Genomic DNA, 19,615 nt, shown 5'->3' with positions numbered 1-19,615 from the left:
AGCAATGTGGCGGCGGCGTTCAGGCAACGCCACCGCCCTGCGGTCGCTTACTTGACCTTGGCGTAGGTGCCCTTCAGCGCCACGCCGGCGACGAAGGTGCCGGCCCAGCACTCGTAGTTGGTGCTGCTCTTGAACTCGTTCTTCTTGTAGTAGCTGACGATGTCGACCACCGCGTTGGCACCGCGCGACTTGGCGCCATCCTGCAGCGCGCGCAGCGCCGACAGCGCGACCCAGCGGCAGGCTTCGGCGTCGCTCTTGTTGGCGGCGTTGGTCTTCTTGTTGGTCACGTCTTCGCCCAGGCGCTGCTGCACGCCGACCGGCTGGCCGGCCAGGTAGAAGCGCACGCTGCCGTCAATGCCGGCGTCCCTGGCGGCCTGCGAGCTGACCAGCTCCTGCAGGGACTGCTCGACGCGGGTATCGCGGGCGGAAGCGGTGGAGGTCAGGGCCAGCAGTGCGGTGGCCGTGGCGATCATCAGGGTGCGGCGCATCGGAACATCTCCTTGTCGAGGGTGCGGGTGGGTTGCGGAAAAAGGCGGGATGGGACGGCGGATCATTCGCTCCAGCGGCGGAACACCAGCGAGGTGTTGATGCCGCCGAAGGCGAAGTTGTTGCTCATCACGTACTCGGCCTGCAGTTCGCGGCCCTGCCCGGTGATGAAGTCGAGCTGGCCGCAGCGCGGATCGACCTCGGCCAGGTTCAGGGTCGGCGCGAACCAGCCGGCGCGCATCATCTCGATGCTCAGCCAGGCCTCGAACGCACCACAGGCACCGAGCATGTGGCCGACGTAGCTCTTCAGCGAGCTGATCGGCACCCGGCTTCCGAACACCTGCGCGGTGGCCTGGGTCTCGGCGATGTCGCCGTGGTCGGTGGCCGTGCCGTGGGCATTGACGTAGTCGATCTGCGCCGGCTCCAGGCCTGCATCTTCCAGCGCCAGGCGCATGGCGGTGGCCATGGTGTCGGCGCTGGGCTGGGTGACGTGCTGGCCATCGCTGTTGGTGCCATACCCGACCACCTCGGCAAGGATGGTGGCGCCGCGTGCCTGCGCGTGCTCCAGGTCTTCCAGGATCAGCGTGCAGGCACCCTCGCCCAGCACCAGGCCATCGCGGCCGGCATCGAACGGGCGCGGCGTGGTCTGCGGCGCGTCGTTGCGCACGCTGGTGGCGAACAGGGTGTCGAACACCGCCGCAGCGGTGGCGTCGAGCTGCTCGGCACCACCGGCGACCATCACCGTCTGCTTGCCGCTGCGGATCGCTTCATAGGCTGCGCCCACGCCCTGGCTGCCCGAGGTGCAGGCGCTGGAGGTGGTGTAGACGCGCCCGGACAGGCCGAAGAACACGCCGATGTTGACCGGCGCGGTGTGGCTCATCATCTTCAGGTACGTGGTGGCGCTGATGCCATCGGTGGTGAATTCGTTGAGCATGCGCCCGAACTCGCCGGTGGCTTCGTGGCTGCCCGACGAGGAACCGTAGGCCACGCCGGTGCGGCCGCTGCGCAGCACCGGGTGCTCGTGCAGGCCCGCCTCGCGCAGCGCCACTTCGGTGGCGCGCACCGACATGATCGCGACCTTGCCCATCGAGCGGGTAGTCTTGCGGTTGTAGTTCGGCGGCAGCTCGAAGTCCTGCGCCGGCGCGGCCAGCTTGGTGTTCAGCCCGGCATAGACATTCCACTCGGGCATCGCGCGCACCGCGTTGCGGCAGCTGCGCAGGTGCGCCTCGATGGTCGGCCAGTCATGGCCGAGCGGACTGATCGCGGACGCGCCGGTCACCACTACGCGACGATCAGCGGCCATCAGAGCATGCCTCCGTTCACCGAGATCACCTGGCGGGTGATGTAGCCGGCCGGCTCGGACAGCAGGAACGCCACCGTGGCCGCCACTTCGTCGGGACGGCCGACACGACCGGCGGGAATCAGCTTGAGCGCGTGTTCAACCACTTCGTCGTTGAGCATTTCGGTCTCGATCAGGCCCGGGGCCACGCAGTTGACGGTGATCTGGCGGCTGGCCAGTTCCAGCGCCAGGGCCTTGGTGGCGCCGATGATGCCGGCCTTGGCGGCGCTGTAGTTGACCTGCCCGCGGTTGCCGGCCAGGCCGGACACCGACGACAGGGTGACGATGCGGCCCGGCTTGCGCCGACGCACCATCGGCATGATCAGCGGATGCAGTACGTTGTAGAAGCCATCCAGGTTGGTGTGGATGACCTGGTCCCAATCGTCGGCCGACAGTGCCGGGAAGGCGCCGTCGCGGGCGATGCCGGCATTGCAGACCACGCCGTAGTACGCGCCGTGCGCTTCGACATCGGCCTCCAGCACGGCGCGTGCATCCTCTCGATCGGCCACATCGAACATCAGCACGCGGGCCTGCTGGCCCAATGCGTGGATCTCGGCCATCACGGCCTGTGCCTCATCCAGGCGGCTGCGGCAATGCACCGCCACGTCGAAGCCATCACGCGCGATGCGCAGCGCGATGGCCCGGCCGATGCCCCGGCTGGCGCCGGTCACCAGCACACTTCGATTCCCTGTCATGCCTGTCCACTCTCCAGATAGGCCATCGCATCGGCCGGTTCGAACACCGACACGTTGGCTGTCGCCCATTCGTCCTCGCCCGCCAGGATGCGGCAGGCGAACATCCCCAATCCATTGTCACCCAACAGCTCGCAGCGCGCCTGTACACGCAGTCGCGAGCCGCTGGGGAAGCTGCTGCGCGTGCTGTTGTAGCGGCGGCTGCCGAGCAGGAAACCGAGCTGCGGCGGCTTGCCGGCCGCGCGTGCGCGGCAGCCCGCCCAGGCCGCGATGGCCTGCGCCATGTATTCGATGCCGACCCACGCCGGCACCTGCCCGTCTTCGACGAAGAGGCCGGCCTCGGGTACCACCAGTTCGGCCTCGATGGCGTCCTGGTCCCACTGCGTGATGCGCTCCAGCAGGCACATGTCCTGGCGGTGCGGCACCACCTCTTCGATTGCGTACAGCGTGTTCATCGACGCTCCAGCGCCAGCACGGCGTTGCTGCCGCCGAAGGCGAACGAGTTGCTCAGCACCCGCCGCGGCGGCTGTGCCAGGCGGGTGGCGGGCGCGACCAGCGGCAGCGTCGGCAGCGCGGGATCCGCCACGCCATCCCACCAGTGCGGTGGCAGCTGCTGCTGCGGGTTCTCGGCCAGCAGGATCCAGCACAATGCGGCTTCGATCGCGCCCGATGCACCCAGCGTATGGCCGGTCAGCGGCTTGGTCGAACTGGCCGGAACGTCATTGCCCAGCACCTGGGAAACCGCCAGGCTCTCCATTGCATCGTTGTGCCCGGTGGCGGTGCCATGCAGGTTCACGTAGTCCACTTCATCGGCTGCCCAGCCGGCACGCTGCAGCGCCTGCTGCAGGGCATCGATGGCGCCCAGGCCCTGCGGGTCGGGCGCGGACATGTGGTGGGCGTCGGCCGATTCGCCCCACCCGGCCAGGCACACCGGGCCCGGCTCGCGGGTGAGCAGGAACAACGCGGCGCCTTCACCGATATTGATGCCGGCGCGGTGCTGCGAGAACGGGTTGCAGCGCAGGGCCGACACCGATTCCAGCGCACTGAAGCCGGCCACGGTGAAGCGGCACAGCGAATCGGCGCCGCCGGCAATCACGGCGTCGACGATACCGGCGCGCAGCATGCGCGCGGCCGACATCAGTGCCTTGGCACTGGACGAGCAGGCGGTGGACAGGGTCCACGCCGGGCCTTGGGCGCCGCTGCGCTGGCGCACGAACTGCGCGGCGGTCCCCATTTCCTGCTGGGCGTAATCGAAGCCCTGCGGCCACTGGCCCTGTTCGGCGTGGGTGCGCAGGGCCTGCTCGGATTCACCGATGCCCGAGGTGCTGGTGCCCAGCACCACCGCCACGCGCTCGGCACCGTGGCGGGCGATGGCAGCACTGACCGCCGGTGCGATCTGCGCCAGTGCCACCTCCAGCAGTGCGTTGTTGCGCCCGCGCAGGGCGACCGGCAGGTCCTCCAGCGCCGGCAGCGGCGTGTGCACTTCACCCAGCGCCAGGGTGCGCCCCGGCAGCAGGCGGTCGTTGTCGCTGAGCCCGCCCGGCACATCGGCAAACATCGCCGACGCGACCGAGGCGCGGCCATCGCCAAGCGCGCAGACCATGCCCAGGTCGTTCAGGTAGATCGGTGCACTCATCGGTCCTGCCCGGCCATGTCGATCGATTCGATGCGCAGCGCATAGCCTTCGGCGCGGTTGTCCAGCTGCACGCTGCCATCGTCCAGGCGCTGCAGCTGCAGCCACACCGTGCCATCGCGCGACAGGCTGCGCTGCTGGCCGTCGTCGCTGACCTGCCAGCCGGCTGGCAGCGCCGCGGCGATGGCGGCGGTTGGCCAAAGCGCGAACTGCAGGTCATCCAGCACACGCTCGGCACGCACCTGCGGCGGCAACCACGGCGCACGCTGCTGGGTCAGTTGCTGGCCGTCCCACTGCAGGCGCACGCCGGTCTGGCCCATCGCCTGCACCGCGAGCTGCACCTGCTGTGCATCGGCTTCCAGCAGCGCATCGAGGTCGCGCTCATGGCTGCCGAAACGGAAGTGCAGCTGCTGCTGCAGCGCCAGCGGCGCCGGCAGGCTGGCCGGCGACAGGCGCAGCGGCGGCAGTTCCACCTGTGGCTTGGGCATGCGCCCGGCACAGGCGGCCAGCAGCAGGCACAGCAGCAGGGCCGCAGTACGGAAGATCAGGCGCTGCACAGTTCCTCCAGCACGCGCATGCGGCGACCACTTTCATCGGCCACATACGGGTTGTTGGTGTCCCAGGCGTATCCGGCCAGGATGGAACTGATCATGTTGCGTACTTCCGGCTGCTGCTGCGGGTGGTAGATGATCTTCTGGAAGCCGCCCTGGTACCAGCTTTCCACGAAGCGGCGGAAGGTCTTCACGCCTGCGCGCAGCGGCCTGGAGAACTCCGCCTCCCAGTCCACGGTTTCACCGGCATAGCGGCGCTTGAGGCACTCGCTGGCCAGCTGCGCGGACTTGAAGGCAATGGTCACACCGGACGAGAACACCGGGTCGAGGAACTCGCCGGCGTTGCCCAGCAGCGCATAGCCCGGGCCCCACAGCGAGCTGACGTTGGCCGAGTAGCCGGTGATGCGGCGCACCGGCAGCACTGCCCATTCGGCATTGGCCAGCAGCCCGGTCAGGTTCGGGTCCTCGCCGACGATGGCCTGCAGCTTCTGCAGGTCGTCGCCTTCGTAGCGCTCGAAGAACGACGGCTCGGCGACCACGCCCAGCGAGCAGCAGCCGTTGGAGAACGGAATCGTCCAGTACCAGACGTCGATGTGCTCGGGGTGGGTGGTGATCAGGATCTTGTTGCGGTCGAAGTCCGCTTCGGCCGGAATGTTGTCGCGCACGTGGCAGAAGATCGCGCCGCGCACCGGGAAGTTGGACGGCGACTCCAGCTGCAGCAGGCGCGGCAGCAGGCGCGCGAAGCCGGAGGCATCGAGGATGAAGTCGGCTTCGATGCGGTATTCGCTGCCATCCGGGCGACGCACGTTCACCGCCGGCTGTTCACCGGGTTCGACCGACAGCACTTCATCACCGAAACGCAGCGTGGTTCCCATGCGCTCGGCGCCGCGTGCCAGCACGTTGTCGAAGTCGGCGCGCTGCACCTGGTAGGTGGTGCCCCAGCCCGGCGAGAACTTCTTCCGGAAATCGAAGGCGGTACGTGCTTCACCGTGCACGAAGGCCGCACCGTTCTTGTACTGGAAACCGGCCTCGACCACGTCCTGCAGCAGCCCGGCCGCTTCGATGTACTCCATGCTCTGCGGCAGCAGGCTTTCGCCGATGGAGAAGCGCGGGAACTGCTGGCGCTCCAGCATCAGCACCTGGCGGCCCTGCTGGCGCAGCATCGCCGCGGCGACGGAGCCGGCCGGGCCCGCGCCGATGATCAGGATTTCAGTGCGTTCGACAGCATCCACAGCAGTACTCATCGGGGCGTCCTTGTTGCTCGATCAGAGGGAAAGAAGAAAAGCGGAAGGCGGGCTCAGGCTGGCGGCAGATCGTGCGGCGGCGGCCGGAACAGCGGCGAGATCAGCCAGACCAGGCCGATGCCGAACAGCAGGGTCAGGCCGAACGCGCGCAGCGCCGGGGTCTGCGACAGGCCCAGCAGGCCGAACGACAGCCAGGTGCTGGCCGCCCCCACGCACACCGCCAGCCATGCACTGGCATCGCCACGGTGCTCGATCAGGAAGATGCCGTAGTCGATGCCCATGCCCAGCAGCAGCATCAGCGCCAGCACGTTGAACAACTGCAGCGGCTGGCCGAACAGGCCCAGCAACCCAAGGGTCAGCGCGCCGGCAATCAGGGTCGGGGCAAACACGCGCCAGGCCTGGCGGCGGTAGCGCAGCCACAGCGCGCCGAACACCAGTGCGATGCCGACCAGCAGCAGCCCGCCCATCAGCTTGCGGTAGTGGCCCAGCAGCTTGGAGAAATCAGAGGTGCGGTCTACCCAGCGCACGCCGGGCAGGCCTTCGGCGGCACCTTCCAGCGTGGCCAGGGCATCGGCGCGCGACAGGTCATCAACCATCACCACGCTGATCATCTGCCCACCGACCTCACCCACCCACAGGTGGCGGAACGGCTGCGAGGCCGGCGAGGCCAGGAAGGCTTCGGCGGTAAGCGGCGCATCCGCGAACTGCGGTCGCTGCAGCGGCTCGCCCACGGCCTCGGACACGGCCGACAGCACGCCAGGTTCCACCTTCGCGGTCAGCGCGGCATCGGCCTGCTGGCGTGCCGGTGAGGGCAACCAGTCACTGATGGCGCGGTAGCCGCCGATGCGCTTTTCATCGGCCAGTGCACGCAGGCGTTCGGTCAATGCCTCTTCGCGCTGCAGCAGCTGCGCCGCATCGGTGCCCTGCACCAGATAGAACTGCGCCGGGCTGGGCATGCCCAGCAGCTGGCTCAGGCGGATCTGCTGAGCCATCAGCGCCGGCGGCGACGACTGCAGGCTGCGCAGGTCGTCGTTGCTCTGCAGGCGCGCGATGCCCACCGCGGACAGCGCCAGCGCGGCCACCACGAAGATCGCCACCGGGCGGCGACCGTGCAGGCGCGGGAAGCGCTCCAGCGTATTGCCCAGCCACTGCGAGAAACGGGTCTGGCGGATCTCGCCGCCATCCAGCCACGGGAACCAGAAGATCACCGTGAGGAAAGCCGCGGCCAGGCCCACCACCGAGAACAGCGCCATCTGGCGAAGGCCCGGGAACGGGGCCAGGCCCAGCGCCAGATAGGCCAGCGCACTGGTCAGCAGGGCCAGCCACAGGCCGGGCAGCAGATGCCGCAGCAGCTTCCAGCGGCGATCGGCCGGCTCGGCCTGGCGCGAGGCGAACCAGTGGATGCCGTAATCCTCGGCCACGCCCACCAGCGACGCGCCGAACACCAGGGTCAGCACGTGTACCTTGCCGAACACCAGCACGGTCACCGCCAGTGCCACGCCGCAGCCGATCAGCAGCGAGGCGGCGACCAGCAGGATCGGGCGCAGCGAGCGGAAGGCCAGCCACACCAGCAGCAGCACCGCAGCCAGTGAACCCCAGCCGATCGTGTTGATTTCCTGGTTGGCCTGCACCGCCGCCGCTTCAGCATGCAGCGGCACACCAGCATGCAGGATTTCCAGTTCCGGCGCTGCCGCCTTGGCAGCCTGCCCGGCACGTTCCAGCAGGCCATCGAGATGGCGCTCACCGTCAAGCTGGAACGCCGACCCCGGCGTATCGAACTGCAGCGCCGCCCAATGCTTGCCCTCGGCTTCGAGCAGGCCGTCATCGCCCAGGCGCAGGCCCGATCCCTGCGCCTGCTGCTGCCACCACTGCGGCCACAGCGACAGCGGGTCCTGCCGCCAGTCGGTCAGGCGCGGCGCGCCCATCGGGCCATACAGCGCAGCCAGCGCCTGTTCGGCCAGTGACCCGGTGTCGCTGTTCTGCAGCTGGCTGCGCTGGCCGGGAGTCAGCAGGCGGTCGCGGTACGGCGCGTAGAACGCGCGCGCCTGATCGAACCAGCCTTCGATCGAACCACTGGGCACCAGCAACGCGCTGTCGGCATCGGCAGCCATGGCTGCGGCGAACGCCGCCTGCGCGCGCTTGGCGGCGGCGCCGTCCTTGCTGCCCAGCAGCACCACGACCTGCCGCGAACTGCCATCGGCGATGCGCCGGGTGACATCGCTCAACAGGCGGTCATGCGCATCCTGCGGCAGCAACGCGAGGATGTCGGTGTCGATCCGCGATTCCTGGCTCCACAAATGCCACTGCTGTGCGCCCAGCGCCAGCAGCAGCGCAAGCCAGGCAATGCCCAGCCAGTGCCACCAGCGCCGCAGCCGGTCCGGTGCGTTCGATGCCACGGCCTCACTCAAAGCGGCGTGCCTCATCGGGGTTCAACGCTGCAGGGGCCTCGCTCAACGCACTGAACTGGATCTGCGTGCGGTCCTTGTTGGCCTCGACGATCTCCACCTGGCGCACGTAGCGGTCACCTTGCAGCGTCAACGATTCGAAGGCCTTGGCCAGCATCGCCGACTTCGGCGTCAGGCGCAGGCGCCAGCCCTGCCCTTCGCGGCTGGCAGCGACGTTGAACTGACTGGACAGCGCCTGCACGTCGCCGCTCATCAGCGCGAACATGATCGCGTTGACCGAGCGCATCGCCGGCTGCTGCCGCGCGTCGAGCTCGACGCGGGTGCTGCCATCGCGCTGGCGGCTGAGGATGCGGTCGGCGGTGACCACCACTTCAGAAGGGAACGGCTTGAGCGTGGTCCAGATCACGCCGTGCTGGCGCGCGACCACGAACCGGCCCTGCGAACGCAGCGGGTTCTTGAAGCCACTGACCTGTTTTTCCTGGCTGAACTGGCCACGCAGTACGTCGGGCCGCGCCACCGCCTGGGTGATCGCATCGACGGCAGGATCGGCCGCCTGTGCACGTGGTACGGCCACCAGCAGCAGCGCGCACAGCAGCACGCTCGAAAGACGGGCAAGCGTATTCACGGCGCAGGCACTCCCAGGCGTTCCCACAGCACCGGCGGGCACTGGTACAGCATTTCCTTGCTGGCCGCGTCCACCGCGACCTGGATGGTCATCGCGCGGGTCAGCACCTGGCCACTTTCCGCATCGAGGATTTCGTACTCGATCTTCAGCCGGTTCTCCCATTCCACGATGCGCGCGACCACGCGCAGGGCCTGGTTGAACAGCAGCGGACGCACGTACTTCACCCGTGCATCGACCACCGGCCACAGGTAGCCCGATTCGAGCATCTGCGGGTAGTCGTAGTCGTAGCGGCCGAGCAGCGCGCAGCGCGCGATCTCGAAGTACTTGAAGTAGTTGCCATGCCAGACCACGTTCATCGGATCGCAGTCATGGAAGGCAGGGGTCAGCGCAATCTCGCCGACCCGTTCAATAGCCTCATTCACCGGCATACAGCTCCCAACGTTGCGCGCGGATCTCCACCAGCAGTTCCCGCAGCTCGCGATCCAGCGCGCGGTCTTCCTCGACCAGGGCGATGCGCTGCCCCAGGTCGGCGTACATGTCGGCCAGACTGCCATGCAGCTGCGCATTCAGGCCAACCCGCTCGCGCAGGGCCAGGCCCTGGCGCGCGGCAATCAGCATCGCCGCCACCACCTGTTCAGTCAGTTCGATCACGCGCAGGCAGTCGCGCGCGGCGATGGTGCCCATGCTGACCTTGTCCTGGTTGTGGCATTCGGTGGAACGCGAGAATACGCTGGCGGGCATGGTCTGCTTCAGCGCTTCGGCGGTCCACGCCGACACGCTGATCTGCAGTGCCTTCAGGCCATGGTTGATGGCCGCGCGCGGGCCGGTGGCCGCCGACAGGTTGGCCGGCAGGCCATGGTTGTAACGGGCATCGACCACCAGTGCCAGCTGCCGGTCGAGCAGATCAGCAACATTGGCCACGGTGTTTTTCAGGGTGTCCATCGCCAGCGCGATATGGCCGCCGTAGAAGTGGCCACCGTGCAGGATGCGCTCGCCGTCGGCGTCGATGAGCGGATTGTCGTTGGCGCTGTTCAGCTCGGTCTCGATCAGCTGGCGCAGGAACGGCAGGCTGTCCTCCAGCACGCCGATCACGTGCGGCGCGCAGCGCAGCGAGTAGCGGTCCTGCAGGCGCTGTTCATTGCGCGGCGGACGCTCGCTGTGCAGGTCGCTGCGCAGGCGTGCGGCGATGCGGCCCTGGCCCGGGTGCGGCTTGGCCGCGAACAGGGTCTGGTCGAAGTGGTGCGCGTTGCCGTCGCTGGCCAGCACGTTGAACGCGGTCAGGCGCGTCGCCATGCGCGCCAGGTAATCGGCGCGCTGCCAGGCCAGGCAGGCCAGGCCGGTCATCACCGCGGTGCCGTTCATGATCGCCAGGCCTTCCTTCGGCCGCAGCTTCAGCGGGGTCATGCCGATCTTCGCCAGCACCGGGCCGGCCGGCTGCACCTGGCCTTCGAACAGCACCTCGCGCTCGCCACACAGCACCGCCGCCACGTACGACAGCGGGGTCAGGTCACCACTGGCACCGACCGAGCCTTCGGCCGGAATCATCGGCAGCACATCGTGCTGCAGCAGCGTGGCCAGGCCTTCCAGCAGCGGCACGCTGACGCCGGACATGCCGCGCACCAGCGACGCGAGGCGCGCCGCCAGCACCGCACGGGTCTCGACCGGGTCCAGGTAACGACCCAGGCCGCAGCCGTGGTAGGTGTACAGATGGTGCGGCAGCTCGGCCACCAGCGCCGGCGGAATGTTCACCGTGCACGAGTCGCCATAGCCGGTGGTCACACCGTAGATCACGCCATCCTCGCGCAGCAGGCGGTCGAGGAAATCGGCGCCGCGCTGGATGTGCGCGCGGAATGCAGGCGCGTCGCTCAGTGCGGCCTCGCACTGGCGCTGGGCCAGGGCCACCACGTCTTCGATGGTCAACGGTGCATCGCCAAAGCGGCACACGGGTACGGCGTCAGTCGTCATGTGGAGCCTGATCCCAGAAGGGGAAGAAATTGAACCAGTCCAGCGGGGACTGGATGACCTGGAGTTCCAGCCAGCGCGCGAAGCGCTGGGCCTGTTCGGCCAGCGCGGCATCGCGTGAGCCACGCGGCAGCACGATGCGTTCGGCGAACTGTTCGAATGCCACGCGATAGCCCTCGCCCTGGTGCAGGCAGGCCATGGTGTAGACCGGGCAACCCAGCGCGGCGGCCAGCACATAGGCGCCGATCGGGAACGGCGCGCGATGGCCGAGGAAATCGGCGGTGACACTGCGGCCGCCCTGCACCGGCGTGCGGTCGCCGACGATGGCGACGAAGCCACCGGCCGCCACGCGCTCGGCCAGCATCATCGCAGTGGCCGGGCCCATTTCGGTCACCTGCACCAGTTCCACCGCCGCCAGCGGGTCCAGCCGCTGCAGCAGGCGGTTGAAGCGCTGCGCATGTGCGGTATGCACCAGCACGGTGATGCGGAAGCCCGGCACCTGCTCGGCCAGCACCTGGCACAGTTCCAGGCAGCCGATGTGTGCGGTCAGGATCAGGCCGCCTTCGCGGCGCGCGATCTTCTGCAGTACCAGGTCGCGATGCAGGTGGATGCGTTCGGCCGGGTAGCGCCCGCCCAGGCCGAGGATCTTGTCCAGCATCGTGTCGGCGAAGGCGAAGAAGTGGCGCAGGCTGTCGCGCCGGGTGGGTGCGCGGCCCAGCACGCCGCTGTGTGCCTGCAGCCGCTGCAGGTACTGCATCGAGGCCTGGCGGCCGACGCGGTTGCCCAACCAGTGGCAGGTCACCACCGGCCACACGCACAGGCGGAACGGCCAGCGCCCGAACCAGCGGTGCACCCAGCACAGGAACAGCACGCCGGCCACCGACGTGGATTCGCCGATGTCGGCCCAGTGTGGGGCGCCCTGCGCGGCCGCCATCTCAGCACTGCCCCCGCAGGCGGCGCCACAGCAGGCGCGGTGCGCGCCAGAGCATGCCGAAGAACAGGCGGGTGTGCATGCGGCTGATACGTACGTTGTCACGCCACACATCGAAGTGCGACACGCCATCGGCGGGATAGGTCACGCGCGTGGCCAGGTGTTCGACCGGCACCTGCCGCCAGTACAGGCGAACCATCACTTCAGTATCGAAATCCATGCGCCGGCCGATGGTCTCTTCACCGACCAGGCGCAGCACCGGCGGCAGTGGATACACGCGGAAGCCGCACATGGTGTCGCGCAGGTGCAGCGACAGCGTGTTGATCCAGACCCAGATGTGGGTGGCGTAGCGGCCGTACAGGCGCGCTTTCGGAACACTGGCGTCGTAGGCCGGAATGCCGCAGATCACCGCACCCGGGTGCGCGCGCGCCGCCTCGATGAAGCGCGGCAGGTCGGCGGTATCGTGCTGGCCGTCGGCATCGATCTGCAGCACGTGGCTGTAGCCACGCGCAGCGGCTTCGGCAAAACCGGCCAGCATCGCCCCACCCTTGCCCTGGTTGATGTCCAGGCGCAGCAGGTCGACGCCGTGGCGCTGCGCCAGCGAACGCAGCACCGTCGCGCACGCCTCATGCGAGCCATCGTCGACCAGCAGGCACGGCAGGCCGGTGGCCTGCACGCCGTCGACCACCGCCGCGATAGCGTGCTCGTGGTCGTAGACGGGAATCACCACCAGTGGCGCGAACGCGGCACCGGCAACGGCCGGGTCAGTCCGCATCGGCGAAAACCACCTTGCCGCTGGCATGCACACCGTGGCTGGAGGTGTAGCGGAAGGCCAGCACATTGCGTGTGGCATCCCAGTCCAGCTGCAGTGTCAGCTCATCACCCGGGCGGGCCACGTGCTGGAACTTCACCGCATCCATGCGCAGGAATCCGGCCGGCATGCTGAACGCCTGGCGGCCAAAACGCACGGCCCAGTCCAGCTGCGCCACGCCGGGCAGGATCGCCGCCTGCGGGAAATGGCCCTGGAACGGCCGCAGCGCCGGGTCGAGGGTCATGCGCAGGGTGGCGCTTGCAGCGTCGCGGTGCTCCCATGCCGGTACCGGCATCAGCGGCTGGAACAGCGCCGCCAGTGCCGCCTGGGTGACCTTGCCCTGTGCGTTGATCGGCAGCGCCTGCACCAGGCGCCAGCGGCGCGGCCGGGTGACCGCGTCATGTGCCTGTGCCAGGCGCGCGCCAAGGCGCTGGCCCAGCGCGCGGCGCGCGGCGTCGCCACCCTCCAGCAGCGCCGGATCGGCCGGTACCACCACCGCTGCCAGCTGCTCACGCTGTCCTGGCAGGACCAGCACGCGCACGTCGTCCACTTCGGCGTCTTCGCGCAGCGCGCGTTCGAGCGCATCCAGCGAAACGCGGCGCTCTTCGATCTTGACGATGCGGTCGGCACGGCCCAGCAGGCGGAAGCGGCCATCGGCCAAGGCTTCCACGCGGTCCTGGGTGCGCCACCAGTCGAGGGTTTCCAGATGCGCCGAGGCGACGGCCAGGCAGCCATCCTCGATGCGCCACTGCACGCCCGGCAGCGGCTGCCACGGCGGCAGGTCGGTGTCCCATCGGCGCCAGGCGATACCACCGGTCTCGCTGCTGCCGTAAACCTCGGTCGGTGCCACGCCCAGCCACTGCCGTACCTGGCGTGCAGCTTCCTCCGGCAGTGGGCCACCGGAGGAGAACACCGCGCGCAGGCGACCGTGCAGGCTGGCCCAGTCGAGCTGCTCAGGCAGGCGCTTGAGGTGGGCTGGCGTCGCCACCAGCACCGTGTCGGTACCAGCCAGCGCGCCTACCAGGTCTTCGTGGAAGAACCGGCGCGGATGGATCAGGCGGCCGGCGGCCAGCGGCCACAGCACGCGGAACAGCAGGCCGTAGATGTGCTGGTGGGACACCGTGCCATGCACCTGCACGCCTTCCAGCTGCGCGCCGAACGCAGCCTGCAGCGCATCCACCTCGCGCGCCAGCTGGTCCATGCGCTTGTTGATCGCACTGGGCTGGCCGGTGCTGCCGGAGGTGAACACGCACAGCTCGCAGGCGCGCTCGTCCAGCACCTGCAGTTCGCCGTCCACGCCAACGGCGGGGGCAACCAGCGGTCGGTAGTCGGCGGAAACATCACCGGCGAAACCGCTCACCTGTGGTTGCAGCGCCTGCAGCGTGGCCGGCAGGTTGTCGGCGGCCAGGAACACCCGCTTGCCGGCATGCCAGGCGCCGAACAGCGCCGCAGCGAAGGCCACCGCGTCATCGAAGTACAGGGCCCAGTCGCGGCCATCGGCAGCAGCAAAGGCCGCGCGCCAGGCCAGCACCCGCTGGCGGAAGCGGGCATGATCGATCACCTCGCCATCGCAGAGGCCGATGCTGCGCTGCGGCTGCGGGTCCACCAGCAGCCGGTCCAGGGCAATCCACTCAGCCATGCGCGTGCGCTGCCTTGACCCGACGCCGCACCAGCCACTCACCTGCAAACAACACGCCCATCATCACGTACGCCAACAATCCGTTGTAGAGCATCCAGACCCGGTCCGACGCGTAAAGCGCGGTCAGCAGGGCCAGGCTGCCGTTGAGAACGAAGAAGCCACACCACACCTGGGTGACGCGGCGGGTATAGGCCACCGCGAACGCCGGCAGGTCCGGCTCCTGCAACCGCGCCAGGCGTTCCACCAGCGGCGGGCCGAAGCGCAGGCTGGTGCCGAACACCGCCAGCATCACCACGTTCACCAATGCCGGGTACAGCTTCAGCGGCAGGGCCTGGTTGAGCACGGTGGCCAGCACGGCCAGCAGGCCGGTACCCGCGGCGGCGGCCCACCACAGCGGCTGGCGCGTACTCAGCGCACGCAGCAGGGCCAGGGTGAACAGCAGCAGCGACAGCCAGCGTGGCTCGAAACGGCCCATCGCCAGGTACACCAGCACCGGGTAGGCCAGCGAAATCGCAGCCACCACGAACGTGCGTGCGCGTGCCATGGCGGAGCCGCCGGCGCTGCGGTCAGGCGGCTGCCTGGTCCGGCAGCAGCCCGTGCACGACATCGACGATGTCCTGTACGGTGCGCACGGCCTTGAACGCTTCCGGCTGCAGGTTGCGGCCAAGCAGCGGCTTGAGCTGCACGATCAGGTCGACCGCATCGATGCTGTCGATATCCAGGTCGTCGTACAGGCGTGCCTCGGGGGTGATCCGGGCGGTTTCGATCTCGAAGCTGTCGGTCAGGATGCTGACGATGCGTTCGAACAGTTCATTCTTGGTCATGGCAATTCCTGGCGCCGTTACGACTGGCGGGCGGCGACGAACTCGCCGAGCGCGCGCACGCTGGAGAAATGGCGACGGGTTTCTTCCGAATCGGCCGAGAGGCTGACACCGTACTTCTTCTGCAGCGCCAGGCCCAGCTCCAGCGCGTCGATCGAATCCAGGCCGAGGCCTTCGACGAACAGCGGCGCGGTCGGATCGATGTCCTCCGGCGTGATGTCCTCCAGCGAAAGGGAGGAAATGATCAATTCCTTGATCTCGTGCTCAAGTGCTTGCACGGGGCGGCTCTCCAGACAGGTCGAAATAACGAGAAAGGTGCTCGGTAACGCGGCGTGCCGCCAAGGCATCCCCCCTTGGCGAGTCGTCTTCGGCCAAGAAAGGCGCGATCGGGATATCTTCGCCGATCTGCAGCCGAACGTGAAAGCGACGTGAGGGGACACGATACCACTTCTGCCCCTTGGTCAGGGTTGGCGGGGTGCAGGTGATCCGCACCGGGGTGATGTCCAGGCGGCCGCGCACGGCGATGTTGGCCGCGCCCCTCTGCAGGCGCGGCGGCTGTCCGGGCACGCTGCGGGTGCCTTCCGGGAAGATGACCAGGGTGCCGCCGGCCTGCACCGCGGCTACGCAGTCGTCCACCAGGCCAGCGCCGTCATCGTTGGAGATGTAGCCGGCCGCCCGCACCGGACCACGCATGAACGGGTTGCAGGCCACGGCCCGCTTGACCACGCAATCGGCGTTGGGCAGCAATGAAATCAGGCAGACCACGTCGATCAGGGTCGGGTGATTGGCCAGAACCAGCAAACCGTCGCGCTGCAGGCGTTCCCGGCCTTCGATCTGCAGGGTCATCACCCCCAGCCGGCACATCAGCCGGACATGGCTGGCAAAGGCGGCCTGGACCACGCGCCGGGCTCGCCGGCGACGGGCCACCGGGTCCCGCATCAGCAGCAGCACCGGCATCACCAGGACACCGAGCAGCAGCCCGCCGAGGCCAAACGCAGCAAAGCTCAGGCCGGTGCCGAACACCCGCCAGGCGTGATCGAGGCGGCGCGGCAGCTCACTCACGGCGGCCCCAGCGCCAACGCTGGCCGTGGGCCACGTGCTCCAGCGCCGGCGCGCCGGACAACAGGAAGCGGTGCAGGTCCAGCGCGTGCGGCAGCAGGCCCGGCGCAGAAGTGGCCTGTTCTTCGGCCGGCTGCCACTGCAGAGAAAGAGTCGGGTGGCCCGCAGCGGGCGCGGTCAACCGCCAGCACCACGCAAAGAACGGGTCGGGTTCGTCGGCGAACGTCGCGTAAATTTCAGGAAGCGGAGATTCGTAGACCACCACCCGCACCTCGCGGGCGCCATCGGCCAGCAGGCCAACGGCCTCCAGGCACGCGGCCTCGACCGTGGCCTGGCCGGCAGCCAATGCCAGGTAGTTGCCGCGATGGCCGCGGGCGATGGAATACAGCGCGGCGATCGCGTTGTGCACCGACAGGCCGAATCCAGTGGGCGACAACGGCTGGTCGCCGACCAGCGCACCCAACAGGTCCATCGAACGTGCGACGTCGCCATGGCGGCTGGCGAACACCAGCGGCACGTCGCTGTCGGCCCCCTGCCCCTCCTCGCACCAGCACGCGGCCTGGATCGCCATGCGGCCCAACCGCTCGATACGACGGCGTTGCATTGCCGGAACCTCCGCCAGTGCCGGCGTATCCCCGCCATGCGGCAGGTACGGCGCATCGGCCCAGCCCAGCCACTGGCTACGCTCGCTCAGGCCGGGCGCCCACGCGGCCCAGTCGACGATGGAGAATTCAATCATTTAGCGTTGGTGCTTCAACGGGAGAACGATAGGCACGAGCCATTACGGCGACGCGCGGCGGCCCCCATTCCTGCAGCCGTGCGTCCGTCCAGGACGTCGCCGGCTGCCCCCCTGGCCGCCGGAAAGGAGCGCACGCTAGCACGTCCCGCGCAGGGTGTGCAGGTTTCACATTCCCCAACGCGGGGCCGGGCAACAGCCGGCCCCGCCTTCAATCGATCAGTGGTAACCGGTGTCGGCGTGCACCTTGCCGCGGAATACCCGATAGGACCAGGCCGTATAGCCGAGGATGACCGGCAACAGAATGACCAGCCCAACCAGCGTGAAGCCCAGCGAGGACGCCGGCGCCGCCGCCTGCCACAGAGTCATCGACGGTGGCAGCAGGTACGGCCACATGCCCAGCACCAGGCCGAGGAAACCCAGCACGAACAGGGCCAGACTGAGCAGGAACGGCGGCAGGTCACGGCGAGGATGGGTGGCACTGCGCCACAGCGCGGCCGCCACCGCCAGGGTCAACAGCGGCACCGGCGACAGCCACCAGAAGTTGCCGTCGCTGAACCAGCGCGCCATCAGCCGCGAATCGAGGAACGGCAGCCAGCTGCTGACCAGGCCCATCGCCGCGATCACCGCCACCACCAGCGGCCGGGTCATCTGCCGCGCCAGCGCCTGCACGCGCCCTTCGGTCTTCAGGATCAGCCAGGTGCTGCCCAGCAGCGCATAGCCGGCCACCAGCGCGGCGCCGGTCAGCATCGCGAACGGGCTGAACCAGGCGAACGGTCCGCCCTGATAGACGCCGTCCACCAGCGGGATGCCCTGCACCAGGGTGCCGAGGATCACGCCCTGGGCAAACGTGGCCAGCAGCGATCCGAGGCCGAACGCCACGCTCCACAGCCGGCGCGATCGATGCGCCTTGAAGCGGAACTCGAAGGCCACACCACGGAACACCAGCGCCACCACCAGCAGCAGCACCGGCAGGTACAGCGCCGACAGCAGCACCGCATACGCCTTCGGGAAGGCCGCCAGCAGCCCGGCACCGCCCAGCACCAGCCAGGTCTCGTTGCCGTCCCAGATCGGCGCGGCGGTGTTCATCATCAGGTCCAGCTGTTCCTCGTCCTCGGCGAACGGCGCGAGGATGCCGATGCCGAGCACGAAGCCGTCCAGCACCACGTACATCAGTACGCCGAAACCGATCACCGCGAACCATGCCACCGGCAGCCAGGTCATCAGGTCCATGTCAGCGCTCCTCCAGCGGTTCGTCGGCGGCCGACAGCGGGCGCGCCGGAGTATGGCTGCCATGGTCCAGCGATGGCCCTTCGGCATATGGCTGCGGCCCATGGCGCAGGATCTTCACCAGGTACCAGATGCCCCAGCCGAACACGAAGGCGTAGCCGACCACGTAAACGCCCAGCGACAGTGCCGTCATCCACGCACTCTGCGGGCCGACCGCATCAGCGGTGCGCAGCACGCCATACACCACCCACGGCTGGCGGCCCATCTCGGTGACGAACCAACCCGACAGCAGCGCGATGAAACCGCTGGGCAGCATCCAGTTCCACCCGCGCAACAGCCACGGTGAATCCAGCAGCTTCTTCCGCCACAACTGGAAGGCCGACACCCAGGCCAGCAGCAGCATCAACGTGCCCAGCCCGACCATGATGCGGAAGGCGAAGAACACCGGCGTCACCGGCGGCCGCTCGCTGGCGGGGACCGAGGTAAGCGGATCGAAGGTGCCGTCCAGCGAATGGGTGAGGATCACGCTGCCCAGCTTGGGGATGGCCACTTCGAAGTCGTTGCGCTCTTCCTTTTCGTTGGGCAGCGCGAACACCACCAGCGGCACGCCCTCGCCTTCCTTGGTTTCATGCCAATGCGCTTCCATCGCCGCGATCTTCATCGGCTGGTGCTTGAGCGTGTTCAGGCCATGCATGTCACCGACGAAGATCTGCACCGGCACGGTCAGCGCCGCGAACGCCACCGCCGCGATCAGCATGCGCCGGCCTGCTTCCACGTGCGTTCCCTTGCGCAGATACCACGCACCTACGCCACCGATCACGAAACAGGTGGTGATGAACGAGCCCAGCGCCATGTGGGCCAGGCGGTACGGGAACGAGGGATTGAACACCACCTGCCACCAGTCCACCGGATGCACGATGCCGTTGACCATCTCGTAGCCGGCCGGCGTATGCAGCCAGCTGTTGGACGACAGGATCCAGAACGTGGAGAACAGCGTGCCCAGCGCCACCATGCAGGTGGACAGGAAATGCAGGCGCGGCGAGACCCGGCCCCAACCGAACATCATCACGCCAAGGAAGCTGGCTTCCAGGAAGAACGCGGTCAGCACTTCGTAGGTCAGCAGCGGGCCGATGACCGTGCCGGCCACCTCACTCAGCCGCGGCCAGTTGGTGCCGAACTGGAAGGCCATGACGATGCCGCTGACCACGCCCATACCGAACGACACCGCGAAGATCTTCTGCCAGAAGAAATACAGCTCGCGCCACACGGGCAACTTCGTGCGCAGCCAGCGCCACTCGATGAAGGCCAGCCAGCTGGCCGTGCCGATGGTGAAGGCGGGGAACAGCACATGGAAACTGATGACGAATCCGAACTGGATCCGGGACAACAACAACGCGTCCAAGGGACGCCTCCTGCCTGCGACCGGTGGGATACCGGACCACTTTAGGAGG

The 19,615-nt window shown here is 68.3% G+C and carries 21 protein-coding genes; all 21 read right to left on the bottom strand.

All coding sequences use genetic code 11. The features are described 5' to 3' along the window. Window positions 1-47 precede the first annotated feature (47 nt). Window positions 48-488, bottom strand: a complete 441-nt coding sequence (locus AC5P88_RS11880; protein ID WP_106549966.1) for an excinuclease ATPase subunit — start codon at window positions 486-488, stop codon at window positions 48-50. Between the two features lie 62 nt (window positions 489-550). Continuing rightward, window positions 551-1,789: a beta-ketoacyl-ACP synthase gene (locus tag AC5P88_RS11875; protein WP_099551754.1), complete on the bottom strand. Its 1,239-nt coding sequence runs from the start codon at window positions 1,787-1,789 to the stop codon at window positions 551-553. Beyond that, window positions 1,789-2,520 (bottom strand): 3-ketoacyl-ACP reductase FabG2, encoded by a 732-nt coding sequence (locus AC5P88_RS11870; protein WP_106549968.1) that lies wholly within the window; start codon window positions 2,518-2,520, stop codon window positions 1,789-1,791. The genes AC5P88_RS11875 and AC5P88_RS11870 overlap by 1 nt, the downstream gene beginning before the upstream one ends. Beyond that, window positions 2,517-2,972 (bottom strand): hotdog family protein, encoded by a 456-nt coding sequence (locus AC5P88_RS11865; RefSeq protein WP_495225111.1) that lies wholly within the window; start codon window positions 2,970-2,972, stop codon window positions 2,517-2,519. Before AC5P88_RS11865 ends, AC5P88_RS11870 begins: the two co-directional genes overlap by 4 nt. Continuing rightward, window positions 2,969-4,153: a beta-ketoacyl-[acyl-carrier-protein] synthase family protein gene (locus tag AC5P88_RS11860; RefSeq protein WP_286074520.1), complete on the bottom strand. Its 1,185-nt coding sequence runs from the start codon at window positions 4,151-4,153 to the stop codon at window positions 2,969-2,971. The genes AC5P88_RS11865 and AC5P88_RS11860 overlap by 4 nt, the downstream gene beginning before the upstream one ends. Then, window positions 4,150-4,707 (bottom strand): DUF3261 domain-containing protein, encoded by a 558-nt coding sequence (locus AC5P88_RS11855; protein ID WP_111113151.1) that lies wholly within the window; start codon window positions 4,705-4,707, stop codon window positions 4,150-4,152. The genes AC5P88_RS11860 and AC5P88_RS11855 overlap by 4 nt, the downstream gene beginning before the upstream one ends. Then, window positions 4,695-5,945, bottom strand: a complete 1,251-nt coding sequence (locus tag AC5P88_RS11850; protein ID WP_106549972.1) for an NAD(P)/FAD-dependent oxidoreductase — start codon at window positions 5,943-5,945, stop codon at window positions 4,695-4,697. The genes AC5P88_RS11855 and AC5P88_RS11850 overlap by 13 nt, the downstream gene beginning before the upstream one ends. Before the next feature lie 53 nt (window positions 5,946-5,998). Further along, window positions 5,999-8,353: an MMPL family transporter gene (locus AC5P88_RS11845; RefSeq protein WP_495225179.1), complete on the bottom strand. Its 2,355-nt coding sequence runs from the start codon at window positions 8,351-8,353 to the stop codon at window positions 5,999-6,001. After that, the gene (locus AC5P88_RS11840) at window positions 8,346-8,975 is read right to left on the bottom strand and encodes an outer membrane lipoprotein carrier protein LolA (RefSeq protein ID WP_106549974.1); all 630 of its coding nucleotides are present in this window, start codon (window positions 8,973-8,975) and stop codon (window positions 8,346-8,348) included. The genes AC5P88_RS11845 and AC5P88_RS11840 overlap by 8 nt, the downstream gene beginning before the upstream one ends. Then, window positions 8,972-9,403: an acyl-CoA thioesterase gene (locus AC5P88_RS11835; RefSeq protein ID WP_005411603.1), complete on the bottom strand. Its 432-nt coding sequence runs from the start codon at window positions 9,401-9,403 to the stop codon at window positions 8,972-8,974. Before AC5P88_RS11835 ends, AC5P88_RS11840 begins: the two co-directional genes overlap by 4 nt. Continuing rightward, on the bottom strand, window positions 9,390-10,940 hold the full coding sequence (locus AC5P88_RS11830) for an HAL/PAL/TAL family ammonia-lyase (RefSeq protein WP_106549976.1): 1,551 nt from the start codon (window positions 10,938-10,940) through the stop codon (window positions 9,390-9,392). Before AC5P88_RS11830 ends, AC5P88_RS11835 begins: the two co-directional genes overlap by 14 nt. After that, entirely contained in the window at window positions 10,930-11,871 is a 942-nt protein-coding gene (locus tag AC5P88_RS11825) for a lysophospholipid acyltransferase family protein (protein WP_495225110.1), read from the bottom strand. The genes AC5P88_RS11830 and AC5P88_RS11825 overlap by 11 nt, the downstream gene beginning before the upstream one ends. 1 nt (window position 11,872) lies before the next feature. After that, window positions 11,873-12,643, bottom strand: coding sequence for a glycosyltransferase family 2 protein (locus AC5P88_RS11820; RefSeq protein ID WP_286074523.1), 771 nt, complete (start codon window positions 12,641-12,643; stop codon window positions 11,873-11,875). Beyond that, window positions 12,633-14,318 (bottom strand): ApeI family dehydratase, encoded by a 1,686-nt coding sequence (locus AC5P88_RS11815; protein ID WP_106549979.1) that lies wholly within the window; start codon window positions 14,316-14,318, stop codon window positions 12,633-12,635. The genes AC5P88_RS11820 and AC5P88_RS11815 overlap by 11 nt, the downstream gene beginning before the upstream one ends. Then, window positions 14,311-14,862: a COG4648 family protein gene (locus AC5P88_RS11810; RefSeq protein WP_049431675.1), complete on the bottom strand. Its 552-nt coding sequence runs from the start codon at window positions 14,860-14,862 to the stop codon at window positions 14,311-14,313. Before AC5P88_RS11810 ends, AC5P88_RS11815 begins: the two co-directional genes overlap by 8 nt. Window positions 14,863-14,884: 22 nt before the next feature. Beyond that, entirely contained in the window at window positions 14,885-15,142 is a 258-nt protein-coding gene (locus AC5P88_RS11805) for an acyl carrier protein (RefSeq protein ID WP_005411609.1), read from the bottom strand. 17 nt (window positions 15,143-15,159) lie between these two features. Then, a complete protein-coding gene (locus AC5P88_RS11800; protein WP_005411610.1) occupies window positions 15,160-15,417 on the bottom strand; it encodes a phosphopantetheine-binding protein in 258 nt (85 codons plus the stop codon). Then, entirely contained in the window at window positions 15,404-16,201 is a 798-nt protein-coding gene (locus AC5P88_RS11795) for a lysophospholipid acyltransferase family protein (protein ID WP_495225109.1), read from the bottom strand. The genes AC5P88_RS11800 and AC5P88_RS11795 overlap by 14 nt, the downstream gene beginning before the upstream one ends. After that, a complete protein-coding gene (locus tag AC5P88_RS11790; protein WP_495225108.1) occupies window positions 16,194-16,937 on the bottom strand; it encodes a beta-ketoacyl synthase chain length factor in 744 nt (247 codons plus the stop codon). The genes AC5P88_RS11795 and AC5P88_RS11790 overlap by 8 nt, the downstream gene beginning before the upstream one ends. 216 nt (window positions 16,938-17,153) lie before the next feature. Then, complete coding sequence (gene cydB, locus AC5P88_RS11785; RefSeq protein ID WP_005414876.1) at window positions 17,154-18,167, bottom strand: cytochrome d ubiquinol oxidase subunit II; 1,014 nt, start codon at window positions 18,165-18,167, stop codon at window positions 17,154-17,156. Between the two features lies 1 nt (window position 18,168). After that, window positions 18,169-19,566, bottom strand: coding sequence for a cytochrome ubiquinol oxidase subunit I (locus AC5P88_RS11780; protein WP_482984543.1), 1,398 nt, complete (start codon window positions 19,564-19,566; stop codon window positions 18,169-18,171). Window positions 19,567-19,615 lie beyond the last annotated feature (49 nt).

This window comes from Stenotrophomonas sp. YJH_SMC_8, assembly GCF_059371315.1.
Note: the sequence above shows the minus strand (reverse complement) of the source record. Positions and strands in the feature narration are given on the sequence as shown.